The sequence below is a fragment of the Corynebacterium kalidii genome (assembly GCF_022869005.1).
Taxonomy (GTDB): Bacteria; Actinomycetota; Actinomycetes; order Mycobacteriales; family Mycobacteriaceae; genus Corynebacterium; species Corynebacterium kalidii.
On record NZ_JALIEA010000013.1, the window covers coordinates 237,552 to 251,436 of the forward strand.

Consider the following 13,885-nt stretch of genomic DNA (forward strand, 5'->3'; position numbering starts at 1 on the left):
GGCGGTCCCGGCGCGTTTGTATACTCGGCGGCATGACTCAATGGGAATACGCCACCGTTCCGCTCCTGACCCACGCGACGAAGCAGATCCTGGACAACTGGGGTGAGGACGGCTGGGAACTCGTGTCCGTGCTCCCCGGCCCCACGGGGGAGCAGCACGTCGCCTACCTGAAGCGGGAGAAGTAGATGGCCGACGCAGCCCGCCCCGTCTCAGCCTGCCTCGCGGAGCTGGGGATCACGCTTCCCCCCGTCGCGGCGCCCGTCGCCGCCTACGTCCCCGCGGTGAGGACCGGGGACCTGGTCTTCACCTCCGGTCAGCTGCCGTTCACCGACGGCGCTCTGCCAGCCACCGGCTCGGTCGGTGACACCGGTGAGGGGGCCGCCGTCTCCCCGGAGGACGCCGCCTCCTACGCCCGCACCGCCACTCTCAACGCCCTGGCCGCGATCGACGACCTGGTGGGCCTCGACAACGTCGCCCAGATCGTCAAGGTCGTCGGCTTCGTGGCGTCGGCCCCCGGTTTCGGCGGCCAGCCTGCCGTGGTCAACGGGGCCTCTGACCTGCTCGGCGAGATCTTCGGTGAGGACGGGGCACACGCGCGCAGCGCCGTCGGTGTCGCCGAACTGCCGTTGGGCAGCCCGGTCGAGGTCGAGCTGACCGTCCGGGTGGTGTGACACCGCGCCCGTCGGGGCACCCCCGTCGGGCCTGTCGTTTCCCGCCGGGCGACGTAGGATCGGTGTCATGGAGCATCCCGCGTACAGCCAGTTGCGTCCCGTCACCCCGTCCACCGGCGTGGTCCTGTGCGACAACCCCAGCTACCAGGCCCTGGAAGGCACGAACTCCTGGATCATCCGGGCACCGGGCGACACCGCGAGCGTGATCGTCGACCCGGGCCCGCAGGATGAAGGTCACCTCAACGTGCTGTGGAGGAAGGCCAGCGAGGGGGGTGCCGAGGTGGCGTTGATCCTCCTGACCCACCACCACCCCGACCACGCCGACGGTGCGGCCCGGCTGCGGCAACTGGTCGGCGCCCCTGTCCGTGCCTTCGACAAGCGGTACTGCCTTGGCGGAGAGCCTCTTGTCGACGGTGAGTTCCTGCACATCGACGGACTGACTCCCAGCATCGAGGTCCTGGCCACCCCGGGCCACACCGACGACTCCGTCTGTTTCGCCGTGCATACCGACGGTGGGGATACCGACGCCGACGTCGAGGGGATCCTGACCGGCGACACCATCGCCGGACGGCACACCACGATGATCTCCGAGACCACCGGCGACCTCGGTGACTACCTGGAGACCCTGCGGTTGCTCGCCCGTCGGGGGTCCGGGGTGCGGTTGCTGCCCGGGCATGGTCCGGACCGGGACGACACCGCCGAGCTGGCGGAGAAGTACCTGCAGCGCCGGGAGCACCGGCTCCGCCAGGTCACCGCGGCCCTGGAGAAGCTGGGGGAGGACGCCACGGTGGGGCAGATCGTCGACGAGATCTACATCGACGTCGACCCGGTGCTGCGGGACTCGGCGAAGCAGTCCACCCGCGTGGCGTTGCGGCACCTCGGCGCGTTGTAGCTGTTGTAGCTACAGCTTCGCGGGCACGGCTGGCGGGCCTGGGGGTCCGGGGTGCTCGGTAGCCCGGCCTGTTGGTGGTTCTGGACCCTGAAAACCGACAACGGCGCGGGTAGTTGCCGCCGTTCCGCAAAGTAGGCAGACTGGGCTACCTAGACGTGGCCACCCACCGAGACCCGAGGAGCCCGGAGAAGACCCATGACGCACGACACCGCCCCTCGTCCCCGCCCGGCACGACAGCGGATCCTCGCCGCCGCCGACGAGCTGTTCTACTCACGGGGAGTACTCTCCACCGGCATCGACGCGGTGACCGACCACGCCGACGTCGCCCGCAAGAGCCTCTACAACAACTTCGCCTCGAAGGACGACCTGGTCCACGCCTGGCTCGAACAACGCCACCGCGACTGGCGCGGCTACTACGACGCCCGGGTGGCCGCGGCGCAGGGGGAGGGCTCCGTGGACGGGGCTGGCCTCGTCCTCGCCGTCTTCGACGCCTACCTGGACCACGCCATGGCCGCGGGCGAGGGCTTCCGTGGTTGTGGCCTGCTCAACACCGCCGCGGGCTACCCGCCGGACTCCGCGGTCCGGCAGCTCGTCCGGAGGCAGAAACAGGAGGTCGAGGACCTCCTCGCGCTGGGCTCGCCGACCCATGCCGACATGCTGTCCCACCTGCTCGAAGGTGCGGTGACGCGCGCGGGCCTGGAGGGGTCGCCCGACCGTCTGCACCGCGCGCGGGAGCAGGCCGCCGTCATCCTCGGCGCCCGCACCGTCCCTGAGGGAGGGCAGGGGTGAACGGGCGGTCGAACAGCCCCCTCGCCCTGGCCGCCATCGCCACGACGGCCGTGCTGTGGGGGACGACAGGCACCGCCGCCACGTTCTCTCCGGGTGTCGGCCCCCTGGCCGCCGGCGCCGCGGCCCTGGGTATCGGCGGGATCCTCCAGGCGGTCGTGGCCCTTCCCGAGCTGCGTCGCCGCTTCCGTGAGCTCCTCGGGCACCGGGGTCTGGTGGTGGCGGGTGCGGTGGCGGTGTTCACCTACCCACTCGCCTTCTACAGTTCGATGCACCTGGCCGGCGTGGCGGTCGGGACGGTGGTCTCGTTGGGGTCGGCACCGCTGTTCGCCGGGCTCATCGAGTGGATGACGACCGGGCGGGCCCCGTCCGCGCGCTGGTTCGCCTCGGTGGTCGTCGGGGTCGTCGGCGCGGTGCTGATATCCACGGCCACGGCGCCGACAGGTGCGGAGGGCCCGGGGTCGACGGTCCCCGGATTACTGCTGGGACTCCTCGCCGGGGCGTCCTATGCCGTGTACTCCTGGGTGGCGTCGCGGTTGATGGGGGCCGGCGTCGGACGTGGCGCGGCGATGGGGTCGGTCTTCGGGCTGGGCGGTGTCCTGCTCTTGCCGGTCCTGGTGGTCACCGGGGCACCGATCCTGGATTCCGTGCAGAACGTGGCGGTCGCGGCGTACATGGCGTTGATCCCGATGTTCCTGGGCTACGTCCTCTTCGGGTACGGGCTCACCCGGCTGCGACCGTCCACGGCGACCACGGTGACACTCCTGGAGCCGGCGGTCGCCGCCGCGCTCGCGGTGTTCGTGGTCGGGGAGCAGCTCAGCGGTGCAGGCTGGACGGGTGTGGCGCTGATCGGTGGGTCGCTCGTCATCCTCGGGGCGCCGTCACCGATGCGTCGTGGTGGACGTGGTGGACGGCGCGGCGGACGAGACGACGCCGCACCGGGACCGGTGGGTCGCCCGTCCCGTCCGTGACACGGAGCCTCCGTCGGCGGTGCGGCGTCAGCGGGCGCGCTTGGCCAGCCGCTCGGTGTCGGAGATCAGCACGGACTTGCCTTCCAGGCGGATCCACCCGCGGTGGGCGAACTCGGCCAGTGCCTTGTTCACGGTCTCCCGGGACGCGCCGACGAGCTGGGCGATCTCCTCCTGGGTCAGGTCGTGGTGGACACGCAGCGCGCCGCCCTCCTGGACGCCGAAGCGGTTCGCCAGCTGGAGCAGGGCCTTGGCCACACGGCCGGGCACGTCGGTGAAGATCAGGTCGGCCAGGGTGTTGTTCGTCCGGCGCAGACGACGGGCGAGCACGCGCAGCAGCTGTTCGGAGATCTCGGGGTGGGCGGAGATCCAGTCGTGCAGCATCTGGGAGTCCATCGTCGCCGCGGTCACCTCGGTGACGCAGACGGCCGCGGACGTGCGGGGGCCCGGGTCGAAGATGGACAGCTCACCGAACATGTCGGAGGGGCCCATGATCGTCAGCAGGTTCTCCCGACCGTCCGGCGCGTGCCTCGCCAGCTTCACTTTGCCGTTGATGATGATGTAGAGCCGGTCCCCCGGTTCACCCTCGTCGAAGATGGTCGTGCCGCGCGGGAACGTCACCGACTCCAACTGCTCGATGAGTGCGTTGACCGCGGTGGTCTCGACACCCTGGAAAATTCCGGCGCGAGACAGGATCTCAGGTACTTCACCCATTGCTCGTCTGACTCCTGGTCTTGGTACGGTTGGTCTGCTGTTCGGTGGCAGGTCGGCGGTGCTGGCGATGCCCCTGGCCGTCGGTGACGGGTTGGTCACACCGGCCCCCGAAAAGGGTCACTCCACACAATACAGCGTAGGGGGTGTGTTCTGTGGAACGCGGGTTAGACTGGCTGCACCATGGTCGCCACTTCACCCTCACGTCCCGCCGTCAACGCCCCGTCCGTTGCGAGTCCGTTGGCGCTGACCCGCCGCACCCGGAAGGTCAACCGGACCCTGGCCCGGGAATACCCGGACGCGCACTGCGAGCTGGACTACACCACACCGTTGGAACTGCTCGTCGCGACGGTATTGTCCGCCCAGTGCACCGACAAACGCGTCAACCAGGTCACCCCGGCACTGTTCCGGGAGTTCCCGGACGCCGCGTCCTACGCCGGTGCCGACCGGGAGCACCTGGAGGAGCTCATCCGTCCGACGGGTTTCTTCCGCAACAAGGCCACCAGTCTGATCGGACTCGGCGCCGCCCTGTGTGAGGAGCACGGCGGCGAGGTCCCCGGGTCGATGGAGGAGCTCGTCGCCCTGCCCGGGGTGGGGCGTAAGACGGCCAACGTGGTGCTCGGCAACGCCTTCGGGGTGCCCGGGTTCCCCGTCGACACGCACGTCGGACGGGTGCTGCGTCGGCTCGGCCTGACGACGCAGACCGACGCCGTCGCCGTGGAACGGGAGATCACCGCGCGGGTGGAGAAGGCGGAGTGGACGATGTTCTCGCACCGGCTGCTCTTCCACGGCCGGCGGGTCTGCCACGCGCGGCGTCCCGACTGCGCCGGATGCGTCCTCGCGGCCGGGTGCCCGTCGGCCGAGGTGGGGGCCGCGCCGTGACCGGGGTGCAGGAGCCGGAGGATTCCGGCTCGCGGCTGCGTGCCGTACTGCTGGTCGTGGTGGTCGTTGTCGGACTCGCCGTCGCGGCGGTGCCGATGGTCATCTCGTTGACCGGGGGAGGGGACGACGCGTCCTCCCCGTCCGCCGCGCCGTCCGCCCTGCCCGGGGACCCCGCTGCGTCGGGCGGCACCGGTGTGCCGACGCCCGACCGGACCGCGGCCCCGGACCCGGCCGGGACGTCCTACGACGTCGCCGGCGGTCAGCGTATCGCCTGCCCCACGCCGCAGGAGGGGGCAGTGGTGGCGCCGGACGCCGAGCTCGGCGACGTCGTCCTGCCGTGTCTGACCGACGGCGGCGCGGAGTCGGAGGCCACGGTGGCAGAACTGACCGCGGGGCGTCCCACCCTGGTGAACGTCTGGGCGTGGTGGTGCGGTCCGTGCCGTCAGGAGCTGCCGGTGCTCCAGGAGGTCGCCGAGAAACACCCGGAGTGGAACATCGTCGGTGTGCACACCAACGAGCGCGGCCAGGCCGGGGTGGACCTGCTGGCGGACCTGGACGTGCGCTTCGCCAGCTTCCAGGACTCCACCGGTGCCGTCGCCGCCGCCGCGTCGCTGCCGGCGGTCGTCCCGCTGTCGGTGGTCTACGGGCCCGACGGCTCGCGTGTGGCCATGCACCCCGGCGAGTTGACGTCGGTGGAACAGGTGGAGGAGCTCATGGCGCCTCTGGGCACGTAGGATGGGGAACCCATGAGCCTTTCCACCGATCGCCCCGACCGGGCCCACTCGCTGGAGGACTGGCTGGCGGCCGCGCAGGCCCAGCCGGACCTGCCCTCCGACGCGCCCGCATGGGTCCGTGACCTCGTCGGCCTTGTCGCCGCCGTCCGCGGGGTCACGGGGGAGGACGCCGGGTCGACCATCTTCAGCGAACCGTCGCGGACGGTCCCGGAGGCAGGTCCGGACGGCACGCCACCGCGCTACTCCGCCGTGCTGGTGCTCCTCGGTGAGGACGGTGCTGCCGGTGCTGCCGGTGCTGCCGGGGCTGCGGGGAAGACCGTGCTGCTGACCCACCGCAACCCCCGCATGCGGACCCACTCCGGGCAGATCGCCTTCCCCGGTGGGCGTCGTGAGGCGCAGGACGCCGGCCCGGTCGAGACCGCCCTGCGCGAGGCGGTCGAGGAGACCGCCCTCGACCCGGCCTCGGTGGTGCCGGTCAGCGTGATGGAACCCCTCTACATCGACCGGACGAACCACGCGGTCGTCCCCGTCCTCGCCTGGTGGCGCACACCAGGGCCGGTGCGTCCCGCGACGGAGGAGACCGACTGGGTCTGCGCCTACCCCGTGGCGCGCCTGGCGGAACCGTCGTCCCGCAGCCGGATCGGTGTCCTCGGCTGGCACGGCCCCGCGTTCGACGTCGAGGGCTACCTGCTGTGGGGCTTCACCGGCGGAGTGGTCGACGCCCTGCTGCGGATCGCCGGATGGGACGAGGTCTGGGAGGAACCCTGGACCGACGGTGAACCTGCGGCGGTGCAGGACCTCTTCGCCGCCCTGGAGGGGTCGCGCAACGGCGAGAACCTGGTACCGGCGGTCTTCGGTGAGACGGGCCAGGGCGACGGCCAGGATGACGGCCAGGACGAGCACGACGACGGGGAGGCGCCACGGTGAGCGGGTCGGTCATCGTCGATGTCGCACTGGTCGTCATCGCCCTGTTCGCCCTGGTGTCCGGGTGGCGTCAGGGCGGTTTCTCCGCCCTGCTTTCCCTGCTCGGCGTCCTCGGTGGCGGTGTGCTGGGTCTGCGGGCCCTGCCGTGGGTGATGGGCCACCTCGAGGGGGACACCCAGCGGTTCCTCGCCGCGCTCGCGGTCCTCGCCGGCTCGGTGGTGGTGGGGTACACCGTGGGGTCGATCATCGGCGGACGCCTGCGTGACCTGATCCGGACCCGCACCGCCCTGCGCGCCGACTCCGTGGTGGGCGCCATGGTGCAGGTCGTGACGACGGTGGTCGTGGTGTGGCTGATCGTCGTGCCCGTGGCCGGGAACAACTCCGGCCAACTGGGGTCGTCGGTGCGTGGCTCCTCGATCCTCTCCGGCGTCAGCGACGTCGCCCCCTCCTGGCTGGAGGCGCTGCCGCAGCAGACCGCGTCGTTCTTCAGCGACTCCGGGTTCCCGGTCATCACCGACCCCTTCGACGACGTCCCCAGCGCCGAGGTCGAGCCGCCGGACACCGCACTGTCGGACAACCCCGTCGTCGCCCAGACGCGGCCGTCGCTGGTGCGTGTGCTCGGCGAGGCGGAGCAGTGCAGCAGGATCCTGCAGGGCTCCGGCTTCGCCGTGGCGCCCGACCTGGTGATGACCAACGCCCACGTCGTCGCCGGGACCGGACGGGTGGCACTGGAGACCGTGGACGGCGACGCCCAGGGTGAGGTCGTCTACTACAACCCCTCGCAGGACATCGCCCTGATCCGCACGACCGACGGGACGACGCTGCCGCCGCTGGAGTGGGCGGACACCCCCGCCGCGCAGAACGACGACGCCATCGTCATGGGGTTCCCGCTCGGCGGGCCGTTCCAGGCCACGCCTGCCCGTATCCGTGAGATGTTCACGGTCTCCGGGCCGGACATCTACGCGGACACGCGGGTGGAGCGGGAGGCCTACACCCTGCGGGGGACGGTCGTACAGGGTAACTCGGGCGGCCCGTTGCTCGACACCGACGGCCGGGTCCTGGGCCTGGTCTTCGGCGCCGCGGTCGGGGACTCGGACACCGGGTACGCCCTGACCAGGAACGAGGTGCTGTCGCAGGTGGGGGACACCGGCGCCTACCGCACACCCGTGGACACCCGGAGCTGCGTGGTCAGCTGACCTCGCGGCGGTGCGGGGGATTCAGCCGCGGCCGGGACGGAGCCCGGCGGCGGCGCGGATGATCGCCGCGACCGCGGGGGGATCCTCGATGTGCGGGAAGTGGCCCACCCCGTAGAGTAGTTCGGCCGAGGAGCCGTCCCCGCCACGGTCGGCGGACCGTCGGGCGATACGGCGGGAGTAGGCCGGGTCCATCGACCCGTCCACACAGACGGCCGGGGCCTCGGTGCGGGCGGGGAAGGTGCGGTTGAAGTCGCCGCCTTCGGGGCGCAGCCGGCTGCGCAGGGTCCAGCGGCGGTACTCGCAGGACAGGTGCGCGACCTTGTCGATCTGCATGGCCTCGCGGCGGAGCTCCTCGTGCTCCCGGCAGATCCGTGTGCCACGGAACCCGGGACCGACCTGCCGACGGAAGGAGTCGGCCACGGCGGCGGACCCGTTCTTGCGCAGGGCACGTTCCGGTAGCCGGGGGAGCTGGGCGTAGAGCGAGGCCCGCACCCGTGGCCACTGGGACACCGGGTGCAGCAGCACCGACCGGGCGAGGACCAGGGGGTGCGAGGAGGCGAGGGTGACGATGCCGCGGACGCGTTGTGGTTCGTGGGCGGCCATCGTCCAGGCGACCAGGCCACCTTCGCCGTGGCCGACGACCAGGGCGTCGGCATGGCCGAGGGCGCGGATGGCGCCGCACATGTCGGACGCCGCCGTGGTGAGGTCGTATCCGCGGGGCGTCTTGTCGGAGCGTCCGTAGCCGCGCAGGTCGACGGCGGCCACGCGGAACGGCGGGGCGTCGGGTGAGTCGGTGCCGGTCAGCTCGGGCATGAGCTCACGCCAGTCGAAGTGGCCGCCGGCGAATCCGTGGATCAGCAGGACCAGGGGGGCGTCGACCGGCCCCTGGACCAGGACGTGCAGGCGGATGCCCCGCGTGTGGAGGTACTGGTGGGCCGCGTCGTCAGGGGAGGTCATCAGTGGAGGTCGTCGCAGGAGGGGGAGAGCCTGGGGTGGGCTAGGTGAACATCCCGTCGCCGGAGGAGGCGGGCTTCTGGCCGGACGGCACGACGGACTTCAGGTCGTTGAGGGAGTCGATCGTCGCCTGCGGCTTCCGGACGCCCTTGATGTACTTCACGCCGCCGATGGCCAGCAGGGCGACCAGCACGAACATGATGCCGAAGACGATGAGGAACGCGGACCACCGCGGCAGCCAGGTGTCCAGCAGCTCTGCGAGGAAGAAGAAGAAAAAGAAGGAGCTGTAGGCCAGCACCACGCCGGCGGCGCCGAAGAGGGCGACGGCGATGCCGGCCTTCTTCGCGGTGCCGGAGATCTCCGTCTTGGCCAGCTCCACCTCGGAGCGGATCAGGGAGGACACCTGGGCGGTGGCGTCTTTGACGAGGTCGCCGATGCTGCCGCCGCGTCCTGCGGCCTGCGCGTCCACGTCGGACAGCGGGATGGAGTTGACCCGGGGGTTGAAGCTGTCCTGGTCAGTGAACAGGCCGTTGCTGTTCTTGTCGCTCACTACGCACTCTCCTGGTCGATGGTCTAACTCGGATCCTACCGGTTGGTTCTCCACGCTATTGTGCCAGAGGCTCCTGCGTGGCGAGGGGGAAGCCGTACTCTAGCGGCCTCCGGTGATACTACTGCACGGTCATTCCTCGTCCCGCCCGCGGAGCCACACGAGGAGGCCGGCGGCCACGGTGCCGACGAGGGCGACGGCGGCCGAGGTGCCGGCGATGGCGCCGGTGTTCTCCGGGAGACTGACCAGTGGTTCGGTCCGGGCGAACCGGGCGACGGGCCAGTCGCGGGCGGTCGCCTCGCGGCGGAGGGCGCGGTCGGGGTTGATGACGGTAGGGTGGCCGACGGCCTCGAGCAGGGGCAGGTCGGTGGCGGAGTCGGAGTAGGCGTAGCTGGCGGTCAGGTCGTAGCCCTGCCGGTCTGCCAGTTGCCGCAGCCCCTCGACCTTGGCCGGGCCCTTGCAGAAGAAGGGGACGTCGCCGGTGAACAGTCCGTCGTCGTCGACGGCGAGTTCGGTGGCGATGAGGTGGTCGGCGCCGAGCTCGTCGGCGACGGGCGTGACCAGTACTCGGGCGGAGGCGGTGATGATCGCCACGTGGTGGCCGAGGGCGTGGTGCCGGTCGATGAGGGTGCGGGCCTCGGAGTAGATGAAGGGGACGATCACGTCCTGGAGGGCGCCGTGGGCGACGTCGGCGAGGTCGTCGTGGCTGCGGCCCCGGACCATGGACACCAGGGTGTCGCGGGTGGTGTTCATGGAGTTGTCGTCGTGACCGCTGATCATGTAGTTGCCCAGCATGACGAGCATGCGCAGCATGTCGGTGGTGGTGATCAACCCCCGCTCGGCGAGGGGTTTGCGGTAGGCCATCGAGGCGGATGTGTCGATGATGGTCTTGTCCAGGTCGAAGACGGCGAGGACGGTCGACGGGTCGACGCCGGGGTCGGTGGAGACGGTTTCGACGAGGTCGGCGACCGGCGTGTTGTCGGCGTGGGCGTCGTCCGGTTCGCGTGGTCCTCCCGGCGGCATAGTCACACCACCACCATACGTCCCAGAGGTCACATTCGTTACCTTGCGTCTCATACTTTTCTCCTGCCGTGAGGGTTATCCACAGGGGGTGGGGGCACCGGCGCAAAACCGGGACCGAAGTTATCCACAGGCTCGGGGCCTGTCGGCCCGGCCCTGGCCCTGGGGTGGCCTGTACTGTCACCATCTACCGCCATGAGGGGAACACGAGGTGTCAGGGCAGTGACGGGCAGGTACACCGGGTTAGCCCGGCGGCGACGGGACGGCGGGGGTGGACCGGACACCCGGCGCGCACCTGTCCTGGTGGCGCTCGAGGATCCGGGACTGGTGGACGCCGTCGCCATGACGGTGGCGGCGACCGGCCGTCGGCTGGTCCGGGCCGACGAGCTCTCCGCCGTGGGCGGGTTGGTCGTGGTGACGGACGCCGTGGAGCCGGAGGTGCCCGACGTACCGGGGCCGGTGCGGGTCGTCCGTGTCACCGGGGAACCTGGCGCGGCGGACGTGGCTGGTTCGGGCGACGCGGTGCCCATCCAGATCCCGGAGGGCACCCAGGAGCTGGCTGCGGCGGTCGGCACCCACGATCCGCTGGAAATCGCGGTGAGTGGTGTGGTCGGCGGGGCCGGGACCAGCGTCTTCGCCGCCGCGCTCGCCGGGGCGGTGGCGGAGCCGGGTCCGGACGGGACCGACGGCCCGGGCCAGGCGTTGCTGGTGGACGCCGACCCGCTGTCGCCCGCGGGGCACCTCCGGGTGCTTCTCGGCGCGGAGGGGCAGGAGGAGCGGGACGTGACCTGGGTGGGTGACGTCGGCCTGGTGGAGGCCGGCGGGGCTGCCGGGACTGTCGGGGCTGCCGGGGAACGGTACACCGCGTCGCCGGCGTGTCCGGTGGTCCGGGACTGCGGTCGCGGTGCGGTCACCGACCTGCCGGCGACGGTGACCGCCCGGGTCCTGGTGGTTCCGCAGACCGTACCGGCGGTGTTGGCCGCCCGGCACCTCGTCGCGGCGGACGGCGGGGTCCACGTGGTGTTGCGCGAGCTTCCGCGCTCCGGGCTGACCTGGAACCAGACGGTGAGCCTGTTGGGGCGGACGCCGACGGTGACCTGGGAGGACGATCCTTTTCTCACCGTGGACGTCGACCGGGGTGATTTCCGCACGACCGGGAGGTCCGCGGGGACCGCCGCCACTGCGGCGGTGCGGCTGCTGGAGCAGATCCGGTGATCGGCCGGCTGCGGTTCCGGACGGCCGGTGCCGCCGGTGCCACCGGCGGCGACAGCTCCGGCGACGACACCGCCCACGGGGACCTGCCGCTGGTGGACCGGGTGCGCGACGAACTGGTCGACCGTGCGGTGCTCCGTCCGTCCCCGGGTGATATCGCCGGGGTCGTCGGGGCGCTGGGCTCCCCGGACGTCGAGCAGGTGCGTGTCCTTGCCCGGGAGTTCTCCGGACTGGGTGACCTGGCGATCCCCTTCGGTGACCCGGAGGTCACCGATGTGCTGGTCAACGGCCCAGGACCGGTGTGGGTCGACCGGGGCCGGGGTGTGGAGCCCACGGAGTTGTGTGTGCCGGACGAACCGGCGTGCCGTGCGCTCGCCGTGCGGCTGGCCACGGCCTGTGGCGTGCGCCTCGACGACGCCCGTCCCTACGCCGACGGCGTACTCACCGACCTTCCACCTGGTGTGGCGGCGGTGGGGGTGCGGGTCCATGCGGTCCTGGCCCCACCGGCCGGTTCCGGGACCTGCGTGAGCCTGCGGGCCCTGTCGCGAGCCTACCGTGACGTGGGCACACTGCAGCAGGCCGGGATGTTCCCGGAGGACGGCGCGCGGTTGCTGTGTGAGCTCGTCGCCGCGCGCCGGTCGTTCCTCGTCAGCGGTGGTACCGGCAGCGGCAAGACGACGCTGCTCGGGGCATTGCTGGGCCGGGTGTCCGCACACGAACGGCTGCTGCTGGTCGAGGACACCCCTGAGCTTCTCCCGGAGCATCCGCACGTGGTGCGGCTGCACACCCGGGAGGCCGGTCAGGACGGTGCCGGTGGCGTGGACATGCGGATGCTGGTGCGGCAGAGCCTGCGGATGCGGCCGGACCGCATCATCGTCGGAGAGATCCGCGGGGCGGAGATCGCCGAGCTGTTGCTGGCGTTCAACACCGGGCACAGCGGCAGCGCGGGGACATTGCACGCCAACAGTCTGTCGGCGGTCCCGGGCCGGCTCACCGCACTGGGTGCACTGGCCGGGATGCCGGCGGAGTCGGTGGCACGTCAGGTCGTCGACGGGGTGGACACCGTGGTGCACCTGCAGCGGCGCGACGGGCGGCGGCAGCTCGCGCAGATCGGACGGCTCACCGGGTCGGACGGGGTGCTGCGGGTGGATCCGGTGTGGGAGCAGTCGTGGTGACCGTGGTGGCGTTGATCGGGACAGGGGCGGTGGTGCTGTTCACCACCGGGCGCGTGGTCTCCGCGGTGGTCGTGTTGGCCGGCGACAGGCGGAGGGTCCTGGAGTACCGGGACTTCATCGACGCCTTCGCCGTGGAGCTGCTTGTCGGTGCCCGGCCGGTGGACGCGGCGGAACAGGCGCTCACCGCGGAGCACGGCATCAGCGACAGGCTGCGACGTCAGATCCACCGTGTCCGGCTCGGGGCGTCGGTCGACAGCGGTACCGGCCGCGACGACGACTTCGTCCGGTTCCACCGCCTGTGGGCCACCGCCGAGCGTCACGGTCTGGCACTGGGGACCCTGATGGGGAGGTTCGTCCAGGACCTGGATGCCCGGCTGCGGCACCTGGGCCACGTCTCCGGTGCCCTGGCCGGGGCACGTATGACCGAGGTGATCCTGCTGCTCCTGCCGGCCGGGGCGCTCGGTATCGGCCAGACCATGGGGCTGGAGCCCGTGACATTCCTCCTCACGGAGCCGGCCGGTTCTCTGGTGCTGTTGGCGGGCACGGGGCTGGCGTGCGCCGGGGTGCTGTGGGTGGAGTCGTTGACGGTGACCGTGCTCGGCGGGGTCGGCGGGCGCGCCGGGCCCGGTGGGAAAGCAGGGGTCTCAGGGGGCTTTCGACTCCCGGGGGTCTCAGCGGCACCAGGTATCGGCGCGCTCGCCGCTGCCCGGGTCCTCGACGTCTTCGCTGCAGCCGTCCAGGCGGGTCTCCCCGTCGCGGTGGCGTGGCGGGCGGCGGTGGACGGGGCGGTGCAGGATCTCCCCGGCGATGGCGATGGCGATGGCGATGGCAATGGCAGGGACGGGGACAGGTACGGGGACGGCGGTGCTGACGGTGAGGCGGTGGTCGCCCTGTACCGGGTGGCCGGCCTGTTGGAGTTGGGGGCGGGGGCGGATGCGTGGAAGCACCTCGCCGACGACCCGGACTTCGGGCCGGTGGCCCGTCGGGCTGCGGCACAGGTCAGGAACGGGGGAGGGATGTCGGAGGCGGTCACGGCCCAGGCTGACAGACTCCGCCAGCAGGCGGACGACAGGGCGCGGGCGGGTGCCGAACGGGTGCTCGTCGCCGTCGCCGCACCGCTGACCCTGTGCTTTCTCCCCGCTTTCGTGGTGGTGGGACTGCTTCCCCTGGTCATCGGATTCGCCGGGGTATGACGACAGCACAGAACAATGAA

16 protein-coding genes are annotated in these 13,885 nt (G+C 71.5%); 12 read left to right on the forward strand and 4 right to left on the reverse strand.

Annotated elements, in window-relative coordinates:
* Positions 1-32 precede the first annotated feature (32 nt).
* From sp36 to MUN33_RS09375, 5 genes are all read left to right on the forward strand, one after another.
* Positions 33-185, forward strand: coding sequence for a Sp36 family protein (gene sp36, locus MUN33_RS09355; RefSeq protein ID WP_075814027.1), 153 nt, complete (start codon positions 33-35; stop codon positions 183-185).
* Positions 186-671, forward strand: coding sequence for a RidA family protein (locus MUN33_RS09360; RefSeq protein WP_244804646.1), 486 nt, complete (start codon positions 186-188; stop codon positions 669-671). It begins immediately after the preceding gene.
* 67 nt (positions 672-738) lie between these two features.
* Positions 739-1,563, forward strand: a complete 825-nt coding sequence (locus MUN33_RS09365; protein ID WP_244804647.1) for an MBL fold metallo-hydrolase — start codon at positions 739-741, stop codon at positions 1,561-1,563.
* Between the two features lie 195 nt (positions 1,564-1,758).
* Entirely contained in the window at positions 1,759-2,352 is a 594-nt protein-coding gene (locus MUN33_RS09370; protein ID WP_244804648.1) for a TetR/AcrR family transcriptional regulator, read from the forward strand.
* Entirely contained in the window at positions 2,349-3,320 is a 972-nt protein-coding gene (locus tag MUN33_RS09375) for an EamA family transporter (RefSeq protein ID WP_244804649.1), read from the forward strand. The genes MUN33_RS09370 and MUN33_RS09375 overlap by 4 nt, the downstream gene beginning before the upstream one ends.
* A 27-nt stretch (positions 3,321-3,347) precedes the next feature.
* Here the strand turns inward: MUN33_RS09375 and glxR are convergent, their stop codons facing one another.
* Positions 3,348-4,031, reverse strand: a complete 684-nt coding sequence (glxR, locus tag MUN33_RS09380) for a CRP-like cAMP-activated global transcriptional regulator GlxR (protein WP_244804650.1) — start codon at positions 4,029-4,031, stop codon at positions 3,348-3,350.
* Positions 4,032-4,211: 180 nt separating this feature from the next.
* Between glxR and nth the strand changes: the two genes are divergently transcribed.
* From nth to MUN33_RS09400, 4 genes are read left to right on the forward strand one after another with little or no spacing between them, the layout of a single operon-like run.
* Positions 4,212-4,910, forward strand: a complete 699-nt coding sequence (gene nth / locus MUN33_RS09385; protein ID WP_244804651.1) for an endonuclease III — start codon at positions 4,212-4,214, stop codon at positions 4,908-4,910.
* On the forward strand, positions 4,907-5,644 hold the full coding sequence (locus tag MUN33_RS09390) for a TlpA family protein disulfide reductase (protein ID WP_244804652.1): 738 nt from the start codon (positions 4,907-4,909) through the stop codon (positions 5,642-5,644). Before nth ends, MUN33_RS09390 begins: the two co-directional genes overlap by 4 nt.
* A 12-nt stretch (positions 5,645-5,656) precedes the next feature.
* Entirely contained in the window at positions 5,657-6,571 is a 915-nt protein-coding gene (locus MUN33_RS09395) for an NUDIX hydrolase (protein WP_244804653.1), read from the forward strand.
* The gene (locus tag MUN33_RS09400) at positions 6,568-7,764 is read left to right on the forward strand and encodes a MarP family serine protease (RefSeq protein ID WP_244804654.1); all 1,197 of its coding nucleotides are present in this window, start codon (positions 6,568-6,570) and stop codon (positions 7,762-7,764) included. Before MUN33_RS09395 ends, MUN33_RS09400 begins: the two co-directional genes overlap by 4 nt.
* A gap of 21 nt (positions 7,765-7,785) precedes the next feature.
* On the opposite strand, the gene MUN33_RS09405 is transcribed toward MUN33_RS09400, so the two are convergent.
* From MUN33_RS09405 to MUN33_RS09415, 3 genes are all read right to left on the reverse strand, one after another.
* Positions 7,786-8,721, reverse strand: coding sequence for an alpha/beta fold hydrolase (locus tag MUN33_RS09405; protein WP_244804655.1), 936 nt, complete (start codon positions 8,719-8,721; stop codon positions 7,786-7,788).
* A gap of 40 nt (positions 8,722-8,761) precedes the next feature.
* Positions 8,762-9,268, reverse strand: coding sequence for a phage holin family protein (locus tag MUN33_RS09410; RefSeq protein ID WP_244804656.1), 507 nt, complete (start codon positions 9,266-9,268; stop codon positions 8,762-8,764).
* Positions 9,269-9,397: 129 nt separating this feature from the next.
* On the reverse strand, positions 9,398-10,288 hold the full coding sequence (locus MUN33_RS09415; protein ID WP_244804686.1) for an HAD family hydrolase: 891 nt from the start codon (positions 10,286-10,288) through the stop codon (positions 9,398-9,400).
* Positions 10,289-10,507: 219 nt separating this feature from the next.
* Here MUN33_RS09415 and MUN33_RS09420 point away from each other — a divergent pair, with 219 nt between their 5' ends.
* The 3 genes from MUN33_RS09420 to MUN33_RS09430 are packed head-to-tail and all read left to right on the forward strand — an operon-like array spanning position 10,508 to position 13,865.
* Entirely contained in the window at positions 10,508-11,500 is a 993-nt protein-coding gene (locus MUN33_RS09420; protein ID WP_244804657.1) for a hypothetical protein, read from the forward strand.
* On the forward strand, positions 11,497-12,672 hold the full coding sequence (locus MUN33_RS09425; RefSeq protein WP_244804658.1) for a TadA family conjugal transfer-associated ATPase: 1,176 nt from the start codon (positions 11,497-11,499) through the stop codon (positions 12,670-12,672). Before MUN33_RS09420 ends, MUN33_RS09425 begins: the two co-directional genes overlap by 4 nt.
* Positions 12,654-13,865: a type II secretion system F family protein gene (locus tag MUN33_RS09430; protein ID WP_244804659.1), complete on the forward strand. Its 1,212-nt coding sequence runs from the start codon at positions 12,654-12,656 to the stop codon at positions 13,863-13,865. The genes MUN33_RS09425 and MUN33_RS09430 overlap by 19 nt, the downstream gene beginning before the upstream one ends.
* Positions 13,866-13,885 lie beyond the last annotated feature (20 nt).